Source organism: Pseudoalteromonas sp. S1608, assembly GCF_005887265.1.
In the GTDB taxonomy this organism is placed as follows: Bacteria; Pseudomonadota; Gammaproteobacteria; order Enterobacterales; family Alteromonadaceae; genus Pseudoalteromonas; species Pseudoalteromonas undina.
Genome location: NZ_PNDK01000026.1, coordinates 23,081 through 43,631, shown reverse-complemented (window position 1 = coordinate 43,631; position 20,551 = coordinate 23,081). Strand labels below are relative to the sequence as shown.

Annotated in this window: 19 protein-coding genes; 6 read left to right on the top strand and 13 right to left on the bottom strand. The window is 36.2% G+C overall.

Features of this window, described 5'->3' with window-relative positions; all coding sequences use genetic code 11:
* Positions 1 to 173: 173 nt before the first annotated feature.
* The 3 genes from CWB75_RS12095 to CWB75_RS12085 form a co-directional block, all read right to left on the bottom strand.
* Positions 174 to 521 carry a four helix bundle protein gene (locus tag CWB75_RS12095; protein ID WP_075170549.1) on the bottom strand — a complete coding sequence of 116 codons (348 nt, stop codon included), beginning with the start codon at positions 519 to 521 and terminating at the stop codon, positions 174 to 176.
* A gap of 374 nt (positions 522 to 895) precedes the next feature.
* On the bottom strand, positions 896 to 1,705 hold the full coding sequence (gene mutM, locus CWB75_RS12090; RefSeq protein WP_010390658.1) for a bifunctional DNA-formamidopyrimidine glycosylase/DNA-(apurinic or apyrimidinic site) lyase: 810 nt from the start codon (positions 1,703 to 1,705) through the stop codon (positions 896 to 898).
* Between the two features lie 13 nt (positions 1,706 to 1,718).
* The gene (locus CWB75_RS12085; protein ID WP_138570766.1) at positions 1,719 to 2,219 is read right to left on the bottom strand and encodes a hypothetical protein; all 501 of its coding nucleotides are present in this window, start codon (positions 2,217 to 2,219) and stop codon (positions 1,719 to 1,721) included.
* 117 nt (positions 2,220 to 2,336) lie between these two features.
* On the opposite strand from CWB75_RS12085, the gene CWB75_RS12080 reads away from it, so the two are divergent.
* Positions 2,337 to 3,260: a manganese-dependent inorganic pyrophosphatase gene (locus CWB75_RS12080; RefSeq protein WP_055013427.1), complete on the top strand. Its 924-nt coding sequence runs from the start codon at positions 2,337 to 2,339 to the stop codon at positions 3,258 to 3,260.
* Positions 3,261 to 3,584: 324 nt separating this feature from the next.
* The gene (locus CWB75_RS12075; protein ID WP_138570765.1) at positions 3,585 to 4,967 is read left to right on the top strand and encodes an MBL fold metallo-hydrolase RNA specificity domain-containing protein; all 1,383 of its coding nucleotides are present in this window, start codon (positions 3,585 to 3,587) and stop codon (positions 4,965 to 4,967) included.
* Positions 4,968 to 5,056: 89 nt separating this feature from the next.
* On the opposite strand, the gene galU is transcribed toward CWB75_RS12075, so the two are convergent.
* The 3 genes from galU to wecB all read right to left on the bottom strand — a co-directional run bounded on the left by galU (position 5,057) and on the right by wecB (position 8,344).
* Positions 5,057 to 5,941, bottom strand: a complete 885-nt coding sequence (gene galU, locus CWB75_RS12070; protein WP_138570764.1) for a UTP--glucose-1-phosphate uridylyltransferase GalU — start codon at positions 5,939 to 5,941, stop codon at positions 5,057 to 5,059.
* Between the two features lie 109 nt (positions 5,942 to 6,050).
* Positions 6,051 to 7,217, bottom strand: coding sequence for a nucleotide sugar dehydrogenase (locus tag CWB75_RS12065; protein ID WP_138570763.1), 1,167 nt, complete (start codon positions 7,215 to 7,217; stop codon positions 6,051 to 6,053).
* Positions 7,214 to 8,344 (bottom strand): non-hydrolyzing UDP-N-acetylglucosamine 2-epimerase, encoded by a 1,131-nt coding sequence (wecB, locus tag CWB75_RS12060; protein WP_138570762.1) that lies wholly within the window; start codon positions 8,342 to 8,344, stop codon positions 7,214 to 7,216. The genes CWB75_RS12065 and wecB overlap by 4 nt, the downstream gene beginning before the upstream one ends.
* Before the next feature lie 304 nt (positions 8,345 to 8,648).
* On the opposite strand from wecB, the gene CWB75_RS12055 reads away from it, so the two are divergent.
* The 4 genes from CWB75_RS12055 to pssE all read left to right on the top strand — a co-directional run bounded on the left by CWB75_RS12055 (position 8,649) and on the right by pssE (position 11,623).
* The gene (locus CWB75_RS12055) at positions 8,649 to 9,533 is read left to right on the top strand and encodes a glycosyltransferase (RefSeq protein ID WP_138570761.1); all 885 of its coding nucleotides are present in this window, start codon (positions 8,649 to 8,651) and stop codon (positions 9,531 to 9,533) included.
* Positions 9,530 to 10,582, top strand: coding sequence for a glycosyltransferase family 4 protein (locus CWB75_RS12050; RefSeq protein WP_138570760.1), 1,053 nt, complete (start codon positions 9,530 to 9,532; stop codon positions 10,580 to 10,582). Before CWB75_RS12055 ends, CWB75_RS12050 begins: the two co-directional genes overlap by 4 nt.
* A 112-nt stretch (positions 10,583 to 10,694) precedes the next feature.
* Entirely contained in the window at positions 10,695 to 11,177 is a 483-nt protein-coding gene (gene pssD / locus CWB75_RS12045; RefSeq protein ID WP_138570759.1) for a PssD/Cps14F family polysaccharide biosynthesis glycosyltransferase, read from the top strand.
* A complete protein-coding gene (pssE, locus tag CWB75_RS12040; RefSeq protein WP_138570758.1) occupies positions 11,174 to 11,623 on the top strand; it encodes a PssE/Cps14G family polysaccharide biosynthesis glycosyltransferase in 450 nt (149 codons plus the stop codon). Before pssD ends, pssE begins: the two co-directional genes overlap by 4 nt.
* A gap of 11 nt (positions 11,624 to 11,634) precedes the next feature.
* On the opposite strand, the gene wzx is transcribed toward pssE, so the two are convergent.
* The 7 genes from wzx to CWB75_RS12005 all read right to left on the bottom strand — a co-directional run bounded on the left by wzx (position 11,635) and on the right by CWB75_RS12005 (position 20,456).
* On the bottom strand, positions 11,635 to 12,957 hold the full coding sequence (gene wzx, locus CWB75_RS12035; RefSeq protein WP_138570757.1) for an O-unit flippase-like protein: 1,323 nt from the start codon (positions 12,955 to 12,957) through the stop codon (positions 11,635 to 11,637).
* Positions 12,957 to 13,877 (bottom strand): glycosyltransferase family A protein, encoded by a 921-nt coding sequence (locus tag CWB75_RS12030; protein ID WP_138570756.1) that lies wholly within the window; start codon positions 13,875 to 13,877, stop codon positions 12,957 to 12,959. Before CWB75_RS12030 ends, wzx begins: the two co-directional genes overlap by 1 nt.
* Complete coding sequence (locus CWB75_RS12025) at positions 13,877 to 15,022, bottom strand: glycosyltransferase family 4 protein (protein ID WP_138570755.1); 1,146 nt, start codon at positions 15,020 to 15,022, stop codon at positions 13,877 to 13,879. Before CWB75_RS12025 ends, CWB75_RS12030 begins: the two co-directional genes overlap by 1 nt.
* Positions 15,023 to 15,274: 252 nt before the next feature.
* On the bottom strand, positions 15,275 to 16,537 hold the full coding sequence (locus tag CWB75_RS12020; RefSeq protein ID WP_138570754.1) for an O-antigen ligase family protein: 1,263 nt from the start codon (positions 16,535 to 16,537) through the stop codon (positions 15,275 to 15,277).
* The gene (locus CWB75_RS12015; RefSeq protein ID WP_138570753.1) at positions 16,538 to 17,500 is read right to left on the bottom strand and encodes a Wzz/FepE/Etk N-terminal domain-containing protein; all 963 of its coding nucleotides are present in this window, start codon (positions 17,498 to 17,500) and stop codon (positions 16,538 to 16,540) included.
* A gap of 116 nt (positions 17,501 to 17,616) precedes the next feature.
* On the bottom strand, positions 17,617 to 18,669 hold the full coding sequence (gene wecA, locus CWB75_RS12010) for a UDP-N-acetylglucosamine--undecaprenyl-phosphate N-acetylglucosaminephosphotransferase (RefSeq protein WP_283234842.1): 1,053 nt from the start codon (positions 18,667 to 18,669) through the stop codon (positions 17,617 to 17,619).
* 320 nt (positions 18,670 to 18,989) lie between these two features.
* Positions 18,990 to 20,456, bottom strand: a complete 1,467-nt coding sequence (locus CWB75_RS12005) for a hypothetical protein (RefSeq protein ID WP_138570751.1) — start codon at positions 20,454 to 20,456, stop codon at positions 18,990 to 18,992.
* Positions 20,457 to 20,551: the final 95 nt, after the last annotated feature.

The following is a 20,551-nucleotide window of genomic DNA, read 5'->3' as shown; positions in this document are numbered from 1 at the left end:
CACGTAAACGCAATTCCTACTTTCCTTTTAGTTTTTCGGAATTACGTTTTAGGTTTTAGGTTTTAGGTTTTAGGTTTTAGGTTTTAGGTTTTAGGTTTTAGGTTTTAGGTTTTATCAAAAATAACCATAAAATCAGTATGGGCAATTAAAATAGCTTAAACAATTTAAATCTCTCAGATTCGTTCTTTAATTTTAGAGATTAAGCTCGATAGCATCTTTGATAACTCAGATGTTTCACACAACCAAAGTTGGCCGACATTCGAATCAATATAGTTTATATCAATACCTATATAAATTTGTGTTCTAGCTTCAGCTAAAGAAGAACGAGCAATATCTAAAAAACGCACTTTTTCTCTGTCACTATCTCGTGTCATTCCCTCAGCAATATTACTAGGTACAGACAATCCTGCGCGTGTTAACTGATCTCGAAAACCAAAATCTTTTGTTATTGTTGGATTTTTATATATATCTGCACTTAAACGAGCAGCTCGTTTCCATACCTCTAAACTTTCAAAATTCATCATATCTATTATCCTTAATGATATATTTTGAGCTTAGTTTTTATTTAATAAAATACAACCTTAAATTTTGCTCTTAATCTCTACCTAACACCTAATGCGCGGCATAAAGCCCCGCATACGCTCAACCCTTGCAATGTACGTGGCTTAATGTCTACCTAACACCCTAAACCTGCTCTTTTACCTTTAACCAAACACCTGCGCGACATTAAGACCCACCTAAGTTTAATCCAAACACCGTGCTTGGCTTAATCTCTACCTAACACCTTTAAACTTTTGCGCCACAGAGTGCACAGAGGCGCCTCGCGGAAAGAGAGCGCCATAGGTTTGAGGTTTTCCTAGTACCTAACACCTAATACCTAACACCTAACACCTAATTACTTCTGACACACCTCACAAAAAACGGTGCTACGTTGGCCTAAACGAATTTCTGTTAGTGCTGTGTCGCAATTTACACAAGGCTGGCCTTTTCGACCATACACTAATAGCTGTTGCGCAAAGTAGCCTGGCTTACCGTCACTTTGGGCAAAGTCTTTCAACGTTGTGCCGCCTTGAGTAATTGCTGCGGCTAGGGTGTCTTTTATAATTGGGATTAACGCTTGGTAGCGTTTTAGGCTTACTTTACCGGCTTCTTTTCGCGGATCGATACCTGCTTTAAATAACGACTCGTTAGCGTAAATATTACCGACCCCCACCACCACGGCGTTATTCATAATAAACTGCTTAACAGGCACTTTTTTATTACGAGATTGCTCATAAACACGTTTAGCAAAAAAGTCATCGGTGAGTGGCTCGGGGCCTAATTTAGCAAGTAACTTATGCTCTTCATTGGGTGCTTGCCATAAACAGCAACCAAAGCGACGTGGATCGTTTAAACGCAGCGCCTTATTATTCGCTAAAATAAACTCAACATGGTCATGCTTTTTAAGTGGCTCATTGGCGTTCACAACCCGCAAGTTACCCGACATACCTAAATGCAATATAGCCGAGCCTAGCTCGCATTCTAACAATAAGTATTTTGCACGTCGTTCAATACTGCTAACCACTAACCCCTCAAGTTGATACACCTCATCTGGCACAGGCCAGCGCATACTGGCATTATGAATATTTACCTTAGTCACAACTTGGTTTAGTACATGGGGGGTAATGCCCATACGGCTAACTTCTACTTCTGGTAATTCAGGCATTAATAAAACTCACTTATGAAAAGGTAAAACTTGGAAATAATTGTTTTGCAGTAGTTAAATCTAGCAACAATAATCGCTGACTGGTTTTATCGAATAGATAATACTGACCATTCGCCTCAAATAATAAGTACACCCAAGATAGGGGCTCACCGGCGAGTTCAAACGTGGCTACCGATAGTGGCTTATTCATATCAAGCGCATCAGGTGTGATGGTGGTCATCAGCGCGGTATTTTGCCATAAATAAACCAGCTCACTAAGTTGCTGCTCTGAACCTTGCCAACTAAGCGGTACATTTTTTTGTAAAGCAGTACTACGCCAACTAGTGCCAATACGCTCAATTTTTTGGTCGATAAATTTAAGTGTTAATACGAAACTTTGAGGAGGAAGTAGTGGCTGCAATTGCGCCTGTGTTTCATCATTCCCTATGTTTTTATGCAGTCCATTTAAAAAGAAGATCATAATCAACATCGAAAAAATAATAACATTGTTCCAACCTTTTCGGCCGAGTTGCATATGGGTCTTCCAATTAATAATATCGATTTAAAGTGTAACCAAAACTTAATTACACTGTCTATATGTTAAAACCCAAAGACTTTGCTAGAATATCGGCAAATTTTAAGGAGTTTAGTCATGTCAATGTATGTAGTGGGCCATAAAATCCCAGATTCAGATTCAATATGTGGTGCAATTGCACTGGCTTATTTAAAAAACCAAATTGATGAACCAGCAATCCCAACTCGCCTAGGTGAAGTGTCACCAGAAACACAATTTATTTTAGATAAATTCGGTTTTGAAGCACCTGAGCTAAAACTTAGCTACGCTGGCGAAGACGTTTATATTGTAGACCACACAGAAAAAACCCAAGCACCTGACGATATTGATCAGGCTCGCGTAGTAGGCGTGGTTGATCACCATAAACTAGGTGATTTAACCTCATCGACACCGCTTGAGTGTTGGATCCGCCCTGTTGGTTGTTCTAACACCATTATTAAAATGATGTATGACTTCTACAACGTTGAGATTCCTAAAGATATTGCTGGCATTATGCTTTGCGCTATTTTAAGCGACACGGTTATTTTTAAGTCACCAACCTGTACTACTGCCGATATTAAATGTGTTGAAGCGCTTGCAGAAATTGCAGGCATTGAAGACTTCAAAGAACTAGGCATGGACATGTTCCGCGTTAAATCAGCCGTTGAAGATACGCCAGTACGTGACTTAGTAATGCGTGACTTTAAAGACTTTAACATGAACGGTAACCTCGTTGGTATTGGTCAGTTAGAAGTTATTGACCTTGCGGTATTTGACGAGATTAAAGCCGACCTTGAAGCCGACATCGCGAAGCTTAAAGAAGAAGGCGGTCGTCATTCAGTATTTTTACTTCTGACCGACATTATGAAAGAAGGCTCACAAATGCTAATTGCATCAGACGATGCTAGCCTAGTTGAGCAAGCTTATGGTGAAAAACCAGAAGACGGTAAAGTATGGCTAGACGGCGTATTAAGCCGTAAAAAGCAAGTAGTGCCACCACTACAAGACGCTTTTAAGGGCTAGGTCAGAGGTTCGAGGTTCGAGGTTCGAGGTTCGAGGTTCGAGGTTCGAGGTTCGAGAAATTTAAAAACCTTGCGGTTAATATCGCAAGGTTTTTTTATGCCTGTAGCAGCGGGTTCACCCCGCGTCAGTATTAGGGTTTAGGTTCGAAGTGATAGGTACTAGGCCCTCTGCCCGCCGCTCGTGGCCCGTCCGTTACGTATAAAGCCCCTCCGACATTAAAATACCTGCTATATTTACCTATAAAATAAAGGCTTAGGCTCTAAGTGCTAGCTTCTGGCTGCTAGCTTCGAGCCGTTGCCCGCAGCCAAAACATAAGGACATAAAATGCAAATACTTCACCACGGAGCGGTAAATGGCGTAACAGGCTCATGCCACCAGCTGATAATAAACGATCAAAGCTCTTTTCTAATTGACTGCGGGCTATTTCAAGGTGAAGATTCTGTTGATGATCTTAATATTGAATTTAATATAGATACAGTCCGCGCGCTGATCGTCACCCATTGTCACATCGATCATGTTGGCCGAATCCCCTACTTATTAATGGCTGGCTTTAAAGGACCCATATTTACCTCTATTGCATCGGCCAGTTTACTGCCACTAGTGATTGAAGATGCATTAAAAGTGGGCGTCACGCGAGATCAAAAAATAATAGATACCTGCCTAAGGTTACTTAAACAGCAAATTATTGAAGTTGATTTTAAAACCTGGTTTGAGCTACCTTGCAAAGGCGAGCACACGGCTAAAGCCCGACTACAACGAGCAGGACATATTTTAGGCTCAGCTTATGTAGAAATAGACATAAGCACACCTCCCCACAAAGCTAACAATATTCATAGAGTGGTCTTTTCAGGTGATTTAGGGGCGCCCTATACGCCTTTACTACCCGCACCTAAAGCGCCTTATAAAGCAGATACTTTAGTTATTGAGTCAACCTATGGTGATAAAAACCATCAAGGACGAAAGCAACGTACGCAAACCTTAAAAACCGTGATTGAGCGCGCAGTTGCCGACAACGGCATCGTGCTTGTGCCTGCATTTAGTATAGGCCGTACACAAGAGCTGTTATACGAACTTGAACAGCTAATTCATGCTTCAACTAAAAACTCACCTTGGCGCACAATACAAGTAATACTCGACTCCCCCATGGCGGCTAACTTTACTCAGCAGTATCGAAAATTTAAATATTTATGGGATGAAGAAGCAAAACAAAAAGTAGCCAAAGGCCGCCACCCTCTCGACTTTGAAAACCTCACTACAATAAATACCCATAGCGAGCACTTAGCTTTAATAAATTACTTAGCCACCCGTCAAACCCCCGCTATTATTCTAGCGCCAAGCGGTATGTGCACCGGCGGACGAATAGTTAACTACCTAGAGCGATTTTTAACAGATGAAACCACCGACGTACTATTTGTAGGTTACCAAGGGCGCGGAACATTAGGTCGAGACATACAAACATACGGCCCAAAAAATGGTTATGTATTTATTAATAATCTCCGCATTAATATTAACGCAAAAATACACACTATAAGCGGCTACAGCGCCCATGCAGATCAAGCAGGTCTCATCAAATTTGTAACCGGTATGCGCAAAAAGCCCCGCCATATAAAAATAGTCCACGGCGATGATGACGCTAAAAATGCACTCGCAGCAAAATATAGGGAAGTGTTGGGGGAAGATGTAAAGGTTGAGATTGGGAAGGGATAGGTTCGAGGTTCATAGCTCGTTCCCCGAAGCCTGATGCAGTGAATTTTAATGCCGTGTTTGGCTTAATCTCTATCTAATCCCTTTAACCTTTAACCTTTAACCAACTCATTCATATATTCAGTAAATTCATCGCCTAAGCTTTTATCTCGCATGCTGTATTCTACAATCGCTTTTAAATAACCGAGCTTATCGCCACAGTCGTGTGAGCGGCCACTCATATGAAACGCTTCTACCGTATCAATAGCCAATAATGCATCAATCGCGTCTGTAAGCTGTATTTCACCACCAGCACCTACATGAGTTTTAGCGAGTAATGACCAAATATTTTTACTTAAAACATAACGACCAACAACGGCTAAGTTTGAAGGAGCAACCTCTGAGGCTGGTTTTTCAACCATTTTTTTAATTACTACACTTTCACCAGCGGTTAGCTCTACACCGTTAATATCAGCGATACCGTATTTACTAACATCTTCAAGAGCAACGGGTTCTAGCATAATTTGGCTGGCTTTCGTTTGCTCAAAGCGAGCTATCATCGCCGCTAAATTTTCAGTTTTTTGATTTGCGGTATAAGCATCGAGGATTACATCAGGTAGCACCACCACAAAGTCGTCATCACCAACGATTGGTTTTGCACATAAAATGGCGTGCCCTAAGCCTTTAGCTTCACCTTGGCGTACATGCATAATGGTTACATCTGCAGGGCAAATAGAGCGAACTTCGTCAAGTAAAGCCCGCTTAACCCGCTTTTCTAGCGTGGCCTCTAGTTCAAAACTAGTATCAAAGTGATTTTCAATGGCATTTTTAGAGCTATGTGTTACGAGTACAATTTCTTTAATACCTGCAGCAACACACTCATTTACTATGTATTGAATAAGCGGCTTATCAACCAACGGGAGCATTTCTTTAGGAATTGCCTTAGTCATTGGCAACATACGGGTGCCTAAACCGGCAACGGGGATTACAGCTTTCAAGGGTAGTCCTTTAATTAGAATTAATCTTCCCTAAGAATAACAAGTGTAGAATATACGGGGGCTGAACTAAGTGTATCGCTGCCCCCGTAATCCATTTACGTATTTGCTATTAATCACTACCAAATAAATCACGCGTATAAACTTTATCTGCAACATCAGTCAGTTCATCAACCATACGGTTTGATAAAATAACATCTGAAAGCTGCTTAAATTCATTTAAATCTTTGATTACCCGAGAATGATAAAACTCATCTGCTTCAAGTACTGGCTCAAAAACAACAACTTCAATTCCTTTTGCTTTAATGCGCTTCATAATACCTTGAATGGCAGAGGCTCTAAAGTTATCCGAACCCGACTTCATAACTAACCGATAAACACCGACAACCTTAGGTTTACGATTAATAATTGATTCCGCGATAAAATCTTTTCGTGTTCGATTCGCATCGACAATGGCGCCTATAATGTTATTAGGAACATCTTTGTAATTTGCTAATAACTGTTTGGTATCTTTGGGTAGGCAGTAACCACCATAACCAAATGAAGGGTTATTGTAATGATTACCTATACGGGGGTCTAAACCAACCCCTTGAATTATTTGTTTGCTACTTAACCCATGTGCCTCAGCATAACTATCAAGTTCATTAAAGTAAGCCACTCGCATTGCTAAGTACGTATTAGAGAAAAGCTTTATCGCTTCAGCTTCTGTTGAATCGGTAAATAACACCTCAACGTCTTGCTTTATAGCGCCTTGCTTAAGTAAACCTGCAAAAGTTGCTGCTCGCTCGCTTTGCTCACCCACTACAATACGTGACGGATACAGGTTATCGTAAAGCGCCTTACCTTCACGTAAAAACTCAGGCGAAAAGATAATATTATTACAATTAAACTTATCTTTAATAGACTGAGTAAACCCAACCGGCACCGTTGATTTAATAATCATTGTCGCATCAGGGTTTATAGCTAATACGTCTGTAATTACAGCTTCAACTGAGCTTGTATTAAAGTAATTGGTTTGTGGATCGTAATCTGTGGGAGTGGCAATAACAACAAAATCTGCATTTTCATAAGCTGTTTTTTTTTCTGATACAGCAGTAAAATTTAACTCTTGTTTTTGTAAAAACTCTTCGATTTGTTGATCAACAATAGGAGATTTTTTGTTATTAAGTAATTTTATCTTATTTTGGTCAATATCTAGCGCAATAACCTCATTATGCTGAGCTAATAACATTGAATTTGATAAACCAACATAACCACTACCAACAACTGCTATTTTCATTTTTCTATCTCTATATTGTTCAATAAGCTATCAATAATACGTTGGCTTGCTTGTCCGTCGCCATAAGGGTTATGTGCTCTGCTCATTTCTTTATAAAGAGAAGGTGATTCTATTAATTCACTTACAGCACTTACTATTTTAGCTACATCTGTCCCGACTAATCTAACTGTACCAGCTTCAACAGCCTCAGGTCTTTCAGTTGTATCACGCATGACCAAAACAGGTTTACCTAAACTTGGCGCCTCTTCTTGCACACCGCCCGAATCAGTTAAAATAAGGAAAGACCGATCCATCAAAAACACAAAAGGTAAATAATCTTGCGGTTCAATAAGCTTCACATTAGGTTTATCAGCAAGTAGACGATTTACTGGCTCTTGTACATTAGGATTTAAATGCACAGGATAAACAAAGCTGTGATCTGGATATTTAATTGCTAATTGCGAAATAGACTCACAAATACGCTCAAATCCGCCACCAAAGCTCTCACGACGATGACCTGTTATTAATACGTAAGGTTTATCAATAATATCAGCAAACTTTTGAGTCATCATTTTTTGCGTATCGTCAGTCGCAAGTACTTTATTTCTTACCTGCAATAAAGCATCAATAACTGTATTACCTGTAACAACAATATTAGAATTAGATACATGCTCACGCAACAAATTATCAGCCGATGCTTGAGTTGGCGCGAAGTGCTTAGCAGTAATAACTCCTGTTAGCGTACGGTTTGCTTCCTCTGGCCATGGACTATATAAATCGCCTGTTCTTAAACCAGCTTCAACGTGCCCTACTTTAATTTGCTTATAAAAGGCCGCCATTGATGTCGCAAACGTCGTTGTAGTATCACCATGAACCAAAACCCAATCAGGTTTAAATTCCTCTAAAACATCACGTAAACCGAGTAATATTTTACTCGTAATGTCGTATAAGTCTTGTCCTGGCTTCATAATATCTAAGTCATATTCAGGTACAATTTTAAAAAGTTCTAGTACTTGATCTAACATTTCCCTATGTTGTGCAGTTACACAAACTCTAGACTCAATAGCAGGCTCTTGCGCTAAAGCTAATACAAGTGGCGCCATTTTTATTGCTTCAGGACGAGTACCAAATACTGTTAAAACTTTCATTTATTTTCCTAAAAACATTAATACATTAAATACCTTAAAGTAATAGCGTTTATTGCTCACCATAAGTGCACACTCTTTAAAAAGTGCTTTTTTATAACATTTAACCTTACTTAATTAAATAACGCAGGTTAAGTAGTATCTTACGATAGCCTCAAATAGCTATTAGATATAAGCTTTCGCGCATTCTACTATGAAGTTATATAATTTAAAACGGCCCTGAAACATTAATGACAAACTTTGCTTTTTAGGCACTCTCTGAGGTAAAGTGTCGTAAAATTTAAGGATAAAAGTGCAATAAAAAAGAATGAGTGCGAGCGAGTCATCACTAGAATCTCCCCTAGTAACAATTTACTTACCAACAAAGAATCGTTTAGATTTTTTAAAGCGTGCCGTACGCTCTGTCTTTAGTCAAACATACACAAACATTGAACTAATTGTAGTAAATGATGGCTCAACAGATAACACACAGCAATGGTTAGATGAGCTAAGCCTGAAAGAACCCAGACTACTAGTGATAACAGAGCAAAAAAGCATAGGTGCATGCGCTGCTCGTAATAAAGCCATAAACAATGCAAATGGGCAATTTATTACTGGTCTTGACGATGATGACGAGTTTTTACCCGACCGTATTAAGATTTTTTTAGAAAATTATGACCCAAAGTACTCTTTCTTATCACACGGTGTTCTTTGGTTTTATGGGCGAAAAGGAAAAGTAATTGATGCGACTAATAGAGAACTCTCCTTAAATGACATGTTAAGTTATAATTACGCTACCAATCAGGTGTTCACTGAGAGTCATAAACTTAAAGCTATTCAGGGCTTCGACACAACTTTTAAAGCGTGCCAAGATTACGACACATGGGTTAGACTAGTTTTAGTATTTGGAACGGCTAAAAAAATACATGGTTATTCATATATTCAGCACCAAGGTCATGAAGAAGATCGTATTAGTACTATAGAAAATAAACTCAACGGATATTCACAGTTTTATAATAAGCACAATCAGTTAATGAGCAAGAACAATAAAATAAACCAAAGTTTTATGTGCATTTCAGCTAGTAAAAAAAGATACCATTTTTGTCTATATTTAAAGCATTTACGTGGCGGTTTTTTTATAAAAAAAACACGCTATTTGCTCTCAAGTAACTTCCCTCTATTAGCCGGATTGCGCTCTAAGGCTTTAAAATGAGTGAAGCATTAATTTATATTATTGGCACCCATTCAACCGAAACCAAAGGCGGGATAAGCAGTGTATTAAAAGCATTTGAAGAAAGCTTTTATAATTTAAATGAAAAATTTGAAAGAATTAATACGCATAATGACCAAAAAAGCAGAGTAATCTATTTTTTTATTGCTTGGGTAAAATTAGTAATTCATTCATTTCGAAATTTAAAATCAAGAAGGGTTTACTGGCTCCATTGTGGCCCTTGGCTTTCTATGTTGCGAAAATTTATTATTGCTATTACTGCTAAATTATTAGGAGGCGAAGTTGTTATCCACTTTCACTCTCCTACATTGTCAAAGTATATGCAAAGCAAATGGGGGGGATTTTTAATTAAATGCTTTCTCTCACCTGCGGATAAAGTTGTTGTAGTTACTCCATGGTGGAAAGAGTTATTAGTTAAAAAAGGAATAAAAAAAGAGATATTAGTTGTTGCAAACCCCCTATCTCACAAGTTATTTAACTTTACAGAACAGAACATAGTAGATAAAAAACCAATAGGCCATATCGTTAAGTTAGTCTCAATGGCTAGATTAATTGATGGAAAAGGGATTGAGCTAATAATTAAAACTATGGCTGAACTTCCAAATATGACTCTAAAAATAATTGGGGATGGCCCCTTAAAGAGCGAATTAAAGCAACTTTCACAAAGTCTAAATGTACAGTCTAGAGTAAGCTTTTTAGGATGGCTTGAAGAAGAGGAAAAGAGTAAAGCACTATCAAATAGTGATATTTTTTGTTTACCTTCAATTTACGACTCTTTCGGTGTGGTTTTTATAGAGGCGATGAGCTTAAACCTTCCTATAGTTGCATTTAATAACGGACCCGTTGCAGATATAGTAAAACCTCACGTAGGTATCACGATTGAAAAATACAACGTAGAACATTTAAAAAAAGGAATTGAAGAAGTAGTTAATAATTCAAATGATTACCGTTTAAATGGCAAACCTGAAGTATTGAATAACTACAACCCCACATCACTAACAAAAAAAATAATTACATATCTCAAGCAGTAACGGTTAATAAAAATAGTTTTCGCTAAACGGAGCAGGATGCAACTTTATCGCTAGTCAGCAAAAACACTCTCAATTATAATACACAAATTATTGCAACTCTTCCGGAGCCCTTTTGAAAGACAAACCTATTACTTTAATAATTTACGGCAGTGGCGGACATAAAGAACAGATGAAGAGGCTTCTAGCATTAATGCAATCACACACTGATTTTGATTTTGTATCAATATCCGACACAGACGACCATTTCAATTCGCTTAAACATTTTCGCTGTCCTGAACCTCGAGGTAAATTTAGTATTTGGAAAGCCCCTTTTCAACTGGCTAATAATTCACTCACCACTTCAATACAATGTTTAAGTATTTTAAAAAACTTTCAAGTTAAAGGTTTAGTGTCAACAGGCCCTGGCATGGTTGTATTACCTGCTATTATATTTAAGTTGCTTGGTAAAAAAGTTATCTTTTTAGAATCCTGGTCTCGCTTTTATACCCCTTCATTAACTGGGAAAATTATGTATCGAATTGCAGATACATTCTATATTCAGAATGAAACATTACAAAGCACTTACCCTAAAGCGATTTTTTCAGGAAGATTATGAATATTTTTGTTACTGTTGGCAGCACTCGCTATGACTCTCTATTTTTCGCCGTTGAAAAAGCCTTAAACGCTAACCACAACGCTATCTTTCAAATTGCTGACGGCGATTATAATCATGACAAAATCACCACAATACGCTTTGTTAAAAACATAAACGTATATTATCAAAATGCTGACGTTATAATTACCCATGCAGGAGCGGGCAGTGTGTATAACCTTTTAGAAATGGGTAAAAAAGTAATAGTAGTTCAAAACACAGAAAGGGTTGATCCACATCAACAAGATCTTGTTAAGTTTGTAGAAGAAAACCATTTCGGCTTAGGCTGTTATAACGTGTCAGTAATTGCTGATAAGATAAATCAAATAGAAAACTTCCAACCAGTTCCTTATATAAATAAAGAATTTAATAAAGCAAAAGAGATATGTGGAAGCTTACAACTACTTTAAAAGTAGACCTCTCACATCCCTTTTTTAACTAGTATGTTTCTCTCCATTAGCGTCCAGTACCAATTATTAAATATAGTCTGGACACACAACGCCACAATCACAGGCGTTAATAATGATAAATAACCTAATTCCAATACAACTATTATTAGTAATAGTGAAACACCGCCTGAGAAAACAATCGCCTTATAAAATGGAATATGGTTTGTAGCAGCAATTAAGTTCATTGACAGTTGCCTGTTTACATCTAAAAAAACCATAAGGCTAAAAAGCACAAGCACATAAATACTTGGCAAGCTGGTTTTAGAGTCTATCAATTTAAGCAATTCAGGAACAATAACAAGGACCGACACACTTCCTAATAAGCATGTAATTAAACACACTAACCTCACTTTAAACTGTAATTTTTTTACTAAAGAAAAATCAGCATCTTGAATTGCTCGGTTCAATATAGGGGTTACAACAGTCATATATAATAGGCTAACCGAAGACAGTATTGTAAATAAGTTAAGAGCTAGAGAGTAGCTAGCAGACTCAGAGGCTGTAAAATAGTATGCAACAATCAAAATAGAAAGCTTTGTCAGCATAAAATTCCCCAAAGAAACAACACCTATACGCCCTGCATTCGGTAATAACAAAATCAATGTACTTTTTGTATCTTGCCAGCGAGTTTTAACGTAACCATGGAGCATTTTAAGCTTGTTAATTTCGTAATTAGCGCTTACGTAGTAAATAATAGCAGAAAGTAGCCTAGCGATGGCTATAGCCATCAAGGTGTAATCATAAATAATCAATGTTATAGCAAAAGCAAAAAATATTAAATTGCTAAAACTCGTTACCTTATAAATACTTGCTACATTATTAGTGCCAAAAAACAGGGCATTATAAAGTAAACAAAAAATATTTATAATGATTGCTAAACTATAAAGAAGCCACACTAAAGAAATGTCTAAATCCGATTTAGCGGCTATAGGGTTTAAAAAAAAGAAATAAGCAGCAACGAGTATCACAACAGTAATAATAGCAATGAAAAAAAATACAAACTTTGCACTATTTATTATTTTAGAAAAGAGTAAGTAATTAATGCTATTTTTATCAGTGTGCTCACAGACACCAACTTTATTTAGGCTTTGCGCCCCACATAAAACATAATTAATCTGCCTTGAAAATGTAGTACTTAAACCAAAATCAAATACAACAATTAGGGCATAAAAAGCAACAAAAACCATCCAAAGAGAAAACTCTGCCTCAGTAAAAGCCACCAAAGCAAAAGGCATAATAATCAGGCTACTGGCAAGACTAGAAAACCGTGAAAAATACCCCCAAAATAACGCCATTATTTTTTAATCTTATCTAAAACAGCAAAAGCAGAGCCAATAAAACAACCCACAAACCAACTTAACTTAAAAAACTTCGCCACTTTAAAATACGCTTTATAAGCCACAAAAAAACCACTACGGTGAATCAAATACCGCATATAATTACTGTAGAACTTTAGCTTATTACGCCCTACCACAAGTTTAATTAAATTATAATTATTTAATACAACCTCAAACCTTAAAACCATACCTTTAGGGTTCTTCATAGCCAATGTTGCATAAGAATTAGTTAAACCATCTGCTTGATATTCAATTTCTTTAAACGCCAGATTAGTGCAGTAATATTTATAATCTGCATCAAATAAAACGGTAATAACCGCCTCAGGCATAAATTTTTCATCAGCGTAGATAGGAAAAGACTTATCTTGAAATAAAGACGCTCTAATAAAATCACAACGATCTCCCTTCATATTATATTTATAAGCATTTTCTAGTAATGTAGATTCCATTGGATCATTAACAAAGTACTGAGCACTTGGCTTTTGTGTGGCCATATCTAAACATAGGCCTATAATCCCCGCAATATCGTCACGCTGAGCCAGCGACTCCCAAATACTTTTAACTTGCTTTAGTGCGCCTTCAACAAGCTTATCATCCGAATCTAAAATAAGCGTTAGCTCTCCTCGAGCTTGTGCAAAAAACACATTCATGCACGAATGTTTACCTTCGTTAGCTTTTTTTATATATTTTAAATCTACTACACCCTCAGCTTGAACCATTGATATGAAAGCAGCAATATCATCAGTGCTGCCATCATCAACAATTAGCCACTCAAATGAAATGTTTTCATCAATATTTAACAATAAGCTTGCATATAGGCGGGGTAATAAGTGAGCTCGATTAAATACCGGCGTACATATAGAAAAATCAACACGCATTACTTTACATCCAACTTAGCCGAAAGCTCTTGAGTTGAAGTTTTAACTATATCTATTTCTACCATAGACCTATGCGCATTCATTGCTATTTTTTCAAATAAGCTTCTATTTTCAACTAACTCCCCAATTAGAGAGCTATACTCATCCATATCATAAGGTTTAGCTAATAAACCTGTTTCATTATGCTCAATAAACTCTGGTATAGCACACGTAGAAAAAGACACAGTAGGTAAACCTGACGACATAGCCTCACACATTGAAACCCCTTGTGCATCCATACGAGTAACACCTAAATAAATACCTGCACCTTGATGAACTTTTGGTATTTCAATAGGTTGTAAAAAGCGTGAATTTAAACAGAAACGATTTGTAATATTTAATTTCTGTGCAACATTTTTAATTTTCTCTTCATCTGGGCCCATACCATAAAGAGCAGTGTGGATATTAGGAGGCATTCTTTTTGCTGTCTCAAGAACTAAATCAACAGCATATTTACCACGGTAAGTTAAGGGTCTAATACTTAATAACTTATCCCTATCAGCCCAACGTTCAGTAAAGCAAAAGTTCGCTGTGTCTATACCATTGGCAATAACAAGTGACTTTTTACTCAGATCTACGCCTGTATTTTTTATAGCCTCTTTTAGCATCCATTTTGAGGGAGTGATAAATTTAACAGGCATATCTGACTCAACAAACTCAGTAAGCGTGTTTATCATTCTTTTTATTAAGTAATAATCACGGTACAACCAACGAGCAATACTTTTCGGTGAATGCCACGAAATATCATCACGCCTATCACTCCAAATAGTTTGAGCTTCAACACCGTGAATAAAAAATAATGTAGGGATTTTATTATCTAAAACACATCGGTACAGCACACCCGCATCAGTTGATTTACTAAAGCGGTGCAATAGCAAGTGTATCATTACACGGTCCGCGTTTAGCAATAATTTAGCAAGCTCATTAACGGGGCCCAAAATTACAACCGCACCATCAATAGTATATGTATACGAACTCTCACTCGGTACTAATACAGTAACACTATGGCCTTGTGCTATATACTGCTTTGAGCGAGTATGAGCAAACATGTGGCTGTAAGGGCTACTTTGTGAAGGATAGCGGCCAGTGAGAATAACTAAATTCATAATATAAATCCTGAAACCTTTAAGTCTGGTGTATTAACTTAATAAATATATTCTTATTACAACAAGTTTGCTGTATTCATTGAAGCAGGCAATACTTTAAAATAGTAACAAAGCTTTTCTTTATAACTCATATAGGAAAACCAAAAAACATATTCTTATTATATATTGACGAATAAGAGTAACTTATCGACATTGTAAAAAATTTAAGCAGAAATCATTAAATTATAAATAAAAACAAAGCCAAAGCTTACTCTAGTGACTTTTATCAGTCGCATTCAAAGAGCCAAGCATCACTCCAATTAAAATACCTGCCGTTCCAGATCCCCAAATATGACCACTGAGTTGAGAAAGCACTAAAAGAGTAAAGCTTGCTAAAAGAATAAAAGGAGAGAAAAAGTTTATATTTTTAATTGTTTGTTGGTGTGCTTTCGCAAACGTATAAATATAAAAACTACAAACGGCTAGAAATGTAAATATTCCATAAAAATTTAATATGTCAGCCCCGTCCACCTCAGACGTTGCTGAACCGTCTGAGCGTTTTAAAGATAGCGCTTCACCTTGGCCGAATAATTGCTCAAACAAACTGCTATGGTTTACTACAATGTCAAAGTTTTCTGCAGTCATAACATCACGCCCTGATAATATAATCCCTAGAATGCCTGCTTTTTTATATAAAAAAATCATCCTATCGTATAAACCTAAGGACTGTAGCATTTCTACAGCTAAAATTATGGCTATAATAATCAAAGTAATAATAGGAATAAAAATGCCCATTTTTAATAATGTAAATGAATAAAGTTTATGCCGTTCATTCACTATAGGAACTAAAAAAACAATTAATAGGGAAGCTAAAATAGTAGTTTTGGTCGATACACTAACACCACAAAAAACAGTGAATAAAGAAAGTAATAAATACAGCTTCTTACTTTTATGATTCCAGCACATATGTAGCATATAAGTAAAAGCAACTAAAAAGGCACCTCCTAACTCATTACCAGCCATAATAAGCCCCGTAGACCCTGCAGTTTCTCCGCCACCAAAGTCGTAAGTGCTTTTTCCTAAACCTATGGCGCCAATAATAAAGTTAACACTTAAAATAATAAAACCGAGCTTTAATATTCTATGAGTACTTTTCAATGCAAATTCAGGTTCATTTTTATACCATTCACGATATAAGAAAAATATACAAACAGGTGTCAAAACTTTTATAGCTGTTGAAAAATCATTAATAAAAAAGTCTAATCGTGCATGTTCATAAAATTGGTAGAGAGGGCCAATAAAAATTAAGATAACTAAAAACAATAATATATTAAATTTCAATATATTTTCTTGGGCGATTAAACTCAATATCAACATTAACAAAGGGACTTTATAAATAAGAGATGCTTTAATATCTATCCCTAAATATATAATTGAAAAACCCGACAACATATCAGTTAGTAAGTACACCGACATCATGGCAACAGCCAGTTGAGACCAAAATTTACGGTAACTCCCTATTGTAAGATTTATCATTTAATTGCCGTACAGCTCTTCTCGTTTTTTGTTAATTCCCAAAAACAGAGATACAACACAAGCAAAAAAACCACTAAAAATAAACCCAACAATACACAGTAACGCTCTGCTCGGTGCTGATTTTTCTTCAGGAACAACCACCTTCGCAACAGTTTCAAACATAGTTTCTTTAGTTACTTGTGCTAGCAAGCTTGCTTTAGTTTTCTCCGCTATTAGCCCAAAGAATATTTCTCTTAATTCGCTTAGTTGAGTGCTTTGAGCTTTACTAGAAAGTACCTCAATATATCTTTCGCTCTCATCAATTGTTCTTTGCTGCCAAAAATAATTTATATCTTTTACTAACAGTTCCAACCACTCAGCAGCCAAATAAGGCGAATAGTAAGTTAATGATATACTTACAATGCCTTTTTTTGATTCATATTCAATAGCAATATTCTTTTTAAGAAACTCATAGGCTTCCCATGCTGTGGGTTCGACTTGTTTACCAGGAGGAGCCTCTCGTACCCATATGTCATTTTCAGCATCATAGAGCTCAGAGTCATAAATTAACTTATTAGCTTGCTCATCCCAGCTTTCGGCAGCAATTAAAGGAGCTGTTAGCTTATGGCGCTCTATAAATGCCTGTAAAAAAGAACGCGATGTAAGTAACTCAATAGCAACTTCAGTCTTATTTTCACCGCCACCACCGAGGTTAACGCCCGCTAAACTTGCAATGCCACCAAATTGCCCTGCAAGTTTTGATAAACTGCCCGCAGAATCTTCCCCTTTAGGCATATAAATACCCTTAGCTTCATATTCGTTTGGTTTTGATATAGCATAAATTACAGTTGCTAAAGAACAAATAAACGTAAAACTAATTATAAAGAGCTTATAGCTCCAAATAATCTCGATTAGATGAGATAACTTTATATCATCTGACTTTTGATTTTGAGCTTGATTTTGACTAGTCAAATTTACATCCATTTTTGTTAGTTTGATTTTTTAGACATTAAAATTTCTACATATTTATTATGTACATCAAAGTATAACCAATAAAAAAAACTGTTACTTTCAGTGAACAACTTAAGCAGCAAACTATATTACTGCACTTTAAATAGGCGACGAATCCTAACACTAATTCGCCAGATTCTTAACATAAAAAAGTAATACATCACAGTGAGTACAATAAATGCGTAAAACATAATATATTCAGGTATATTGAATACATCACCGAGCACACCTATGACTGCAAGAGAAGCCGAAATAAAACAAATCACGACGAGAGCTTGGCGGCTAGAAAAACCCAAGCGAAGAAGAATATGATGTAAATGTTCACGATCAGGCTTAAAGGGAGATTGGCCTTTCTTTACCCTACGAGCTATTGTAGAAACAGCGTCAATAATAGGCACTGCCGCTAACCAAAGTGCAGTTACGGGACTAAATGCACGGTCGGTCGATTGTGAGCCTTCGAGCAACAACCACACCACAGTAAAACCAATAACCGTACTACCAGCATCTCCCATAAAAATCTTAAAGCGTTGTCCTAGAGGAATACCTAAATTCATTAATATATAAGGAATAGTAGCAACTACAATTGCGGCACAGAAAGCCATTAATTCATTTTGACCATTAAAATAAAATAAAACCCCCAAAGAGCTAAATGTTATAGTTGCTAAGGCGCCTAGTAAGCCATCAATACCGTCAACCATATTAAAGGCATTAATGGCACCAACAACACAAATAACGGTCATTATGTAACCAAAAAACGACAAGTTAACATTAACGTCGCCAAATATAGCACCAGCATCATTAAGAATTAAGCCACCAAAAAACATCATAAAGGCAGAAATAACAACCTGCAAAATTAAACGAAATCGAAAACTGATATCGTACAAATCGTCTAAAACGCCAACAAACAAGAGAATACTGGCACAGCTTAAGTAAAGCATTGCAGAAGATATTGTATTAGGAAAGATGATTAGATAAGAAAACACAACGATAAATACAGCCAATCCACCAACAAGGGGAATAGAGCCACTATGTTGCTTCCGAGCATTAGGCTGATCCACTAAATTAATTAAAATTGCAAATTTTCGAAATATGAAAAGGCTCATAAATGAGCTAATAAATAACGCAAAAGTTGTTAGAATCACAAAAAATCAACCTTAAACAATTTCCAACTCCTGAATTATCCCTAAAAACATCACGATAGATGAGAACAAAATTAGGCAATATTTATTAAACTAAATCGATGTAAAGATTATCTTTAAAATAGCGTAAACGTTTCTAAATTTTAAAAACCTAAAGCTTGCGAAAAAAGCGCCGCAATCATATAAGAATCATACTAAGTATACAAGATTACACCCTGTAAAACTGTAAAACTTCGTAACCCAACTTTGACTTAAAAAAACAACATTAATGACCTAGCACATGATTTTAAAGCCATACTTTTACTTTGAAGCTAAAATATACATTATTTTTTGGTTGAATAATTTTGAAAACCTGGCATAAAATTAATTAACAACCTATAAAAAAGCGCTAACTTAGGCATCATAAAACTAGGTGTATTTAAACTATATCCATTTTCAAACTTTTTATTTTTATAATAGCTATCAACGTTTTGCCATACTTTTTTTATATTTTTAAACGTAACAGCATCGCAATAATCCTGATTTACAAAAATACTTTGCAAATCAGGTGACATAAATACAGGGACAACTTCTTTAAAGCAGCCATTAATGACTAATGCTCCCCGAGAGATATATCTGCGACCTCGCGCTAAAAATGACTCATAAAGTATTACCTTATTATAGTCTGAAATATTTAGCTCTTGTGTTTCAAGCTCAAAGTCATTAAATAAGACTGTAAACTCTTGAACAGTCAAATTATTATAGCGCTTTTTGAGCAAAGCTTGCGCACTAAGGGGGCGCACTTTATAAAGCAGAGGAAAAAAGCGATATATTTCACCTAATAGCCCAGGGAAATACAAATAAGTTCCCCTCTTAAAAACGTCCCCTAAGTAACCATCAAAAAAGAAATCTGAACTTTTTGTTAGCTCAAATGCGGTATAATAAGCACTTATAAAGTGAGGGTTATTATATTTCCTAGGCGACTCAACCAAAAAATCAAATACTTCAACGTCATTGCTGGTTGCTGGTGCTCCATCAAATTCAAATTCATAAAAGTTTTTAAAATTAGCCTTAAACTGCCTAGCAATAGGTCTATCAGCACTATTTTTCGGGCCATAGCAATACCCATCCTGCATATCACTTTGACTCAAAATTAAGCGCGAATCAAACCCTCCAGATAACGCCAAGCATCTTTTTTGTTCAGGAATTAATTTGATTAATGATTTTATTTTACTGGGTATTTGCTCTAACTGGTTACTTGTAGGGTTTATTAAACTGGCTAAACTTTTTTTAGATACAATTTCGCCATTATTAAGTGAAACAATTCCGCCAGGCGGTATACAGGTTACTTCTTGATACTGTGTATAAGGGCCAAAAAGGTGTCCACGTTTTCGCAGTATAGACTCATGTACGTCAGAAACTGTTAATGCAAAGTTATCTTTAATCGTTTGCAGCGCAGCAGAAATAATAACTTTTTCATCCTGCTTAAATAAAAAATGAATACTTAAGCCCATTTTATCTATAAAAAAATAATCATCTCCATCTAGAGTGACAACCCCAGAATAAACACCAGAATCTATTTTTTCTAATGTTTGCAATCCAAAAAGTTTAAGATCATTTGATAACGCTTCAAAATTATTGAGTTTTCCCTTATAGATAAACCAGCCAACAATATGCATTGTTTGAGTAGAAAAAAGGTATTCAGTTTTATGGATCGCTGTACACTTTTCATTTAGTTTTGTTACTAACAAAGAGTCACTAAATGTTGACGGAATAATTGGTGAGCACACATTAATATATAGCCCTTTCATTACTTGATCCTCATTACCTAAAAAAGGGTATGGATTTTACAACCTCTACACCACAATAAAAATTAAAAACGTACAGTGAAATTTTAATATAAGTT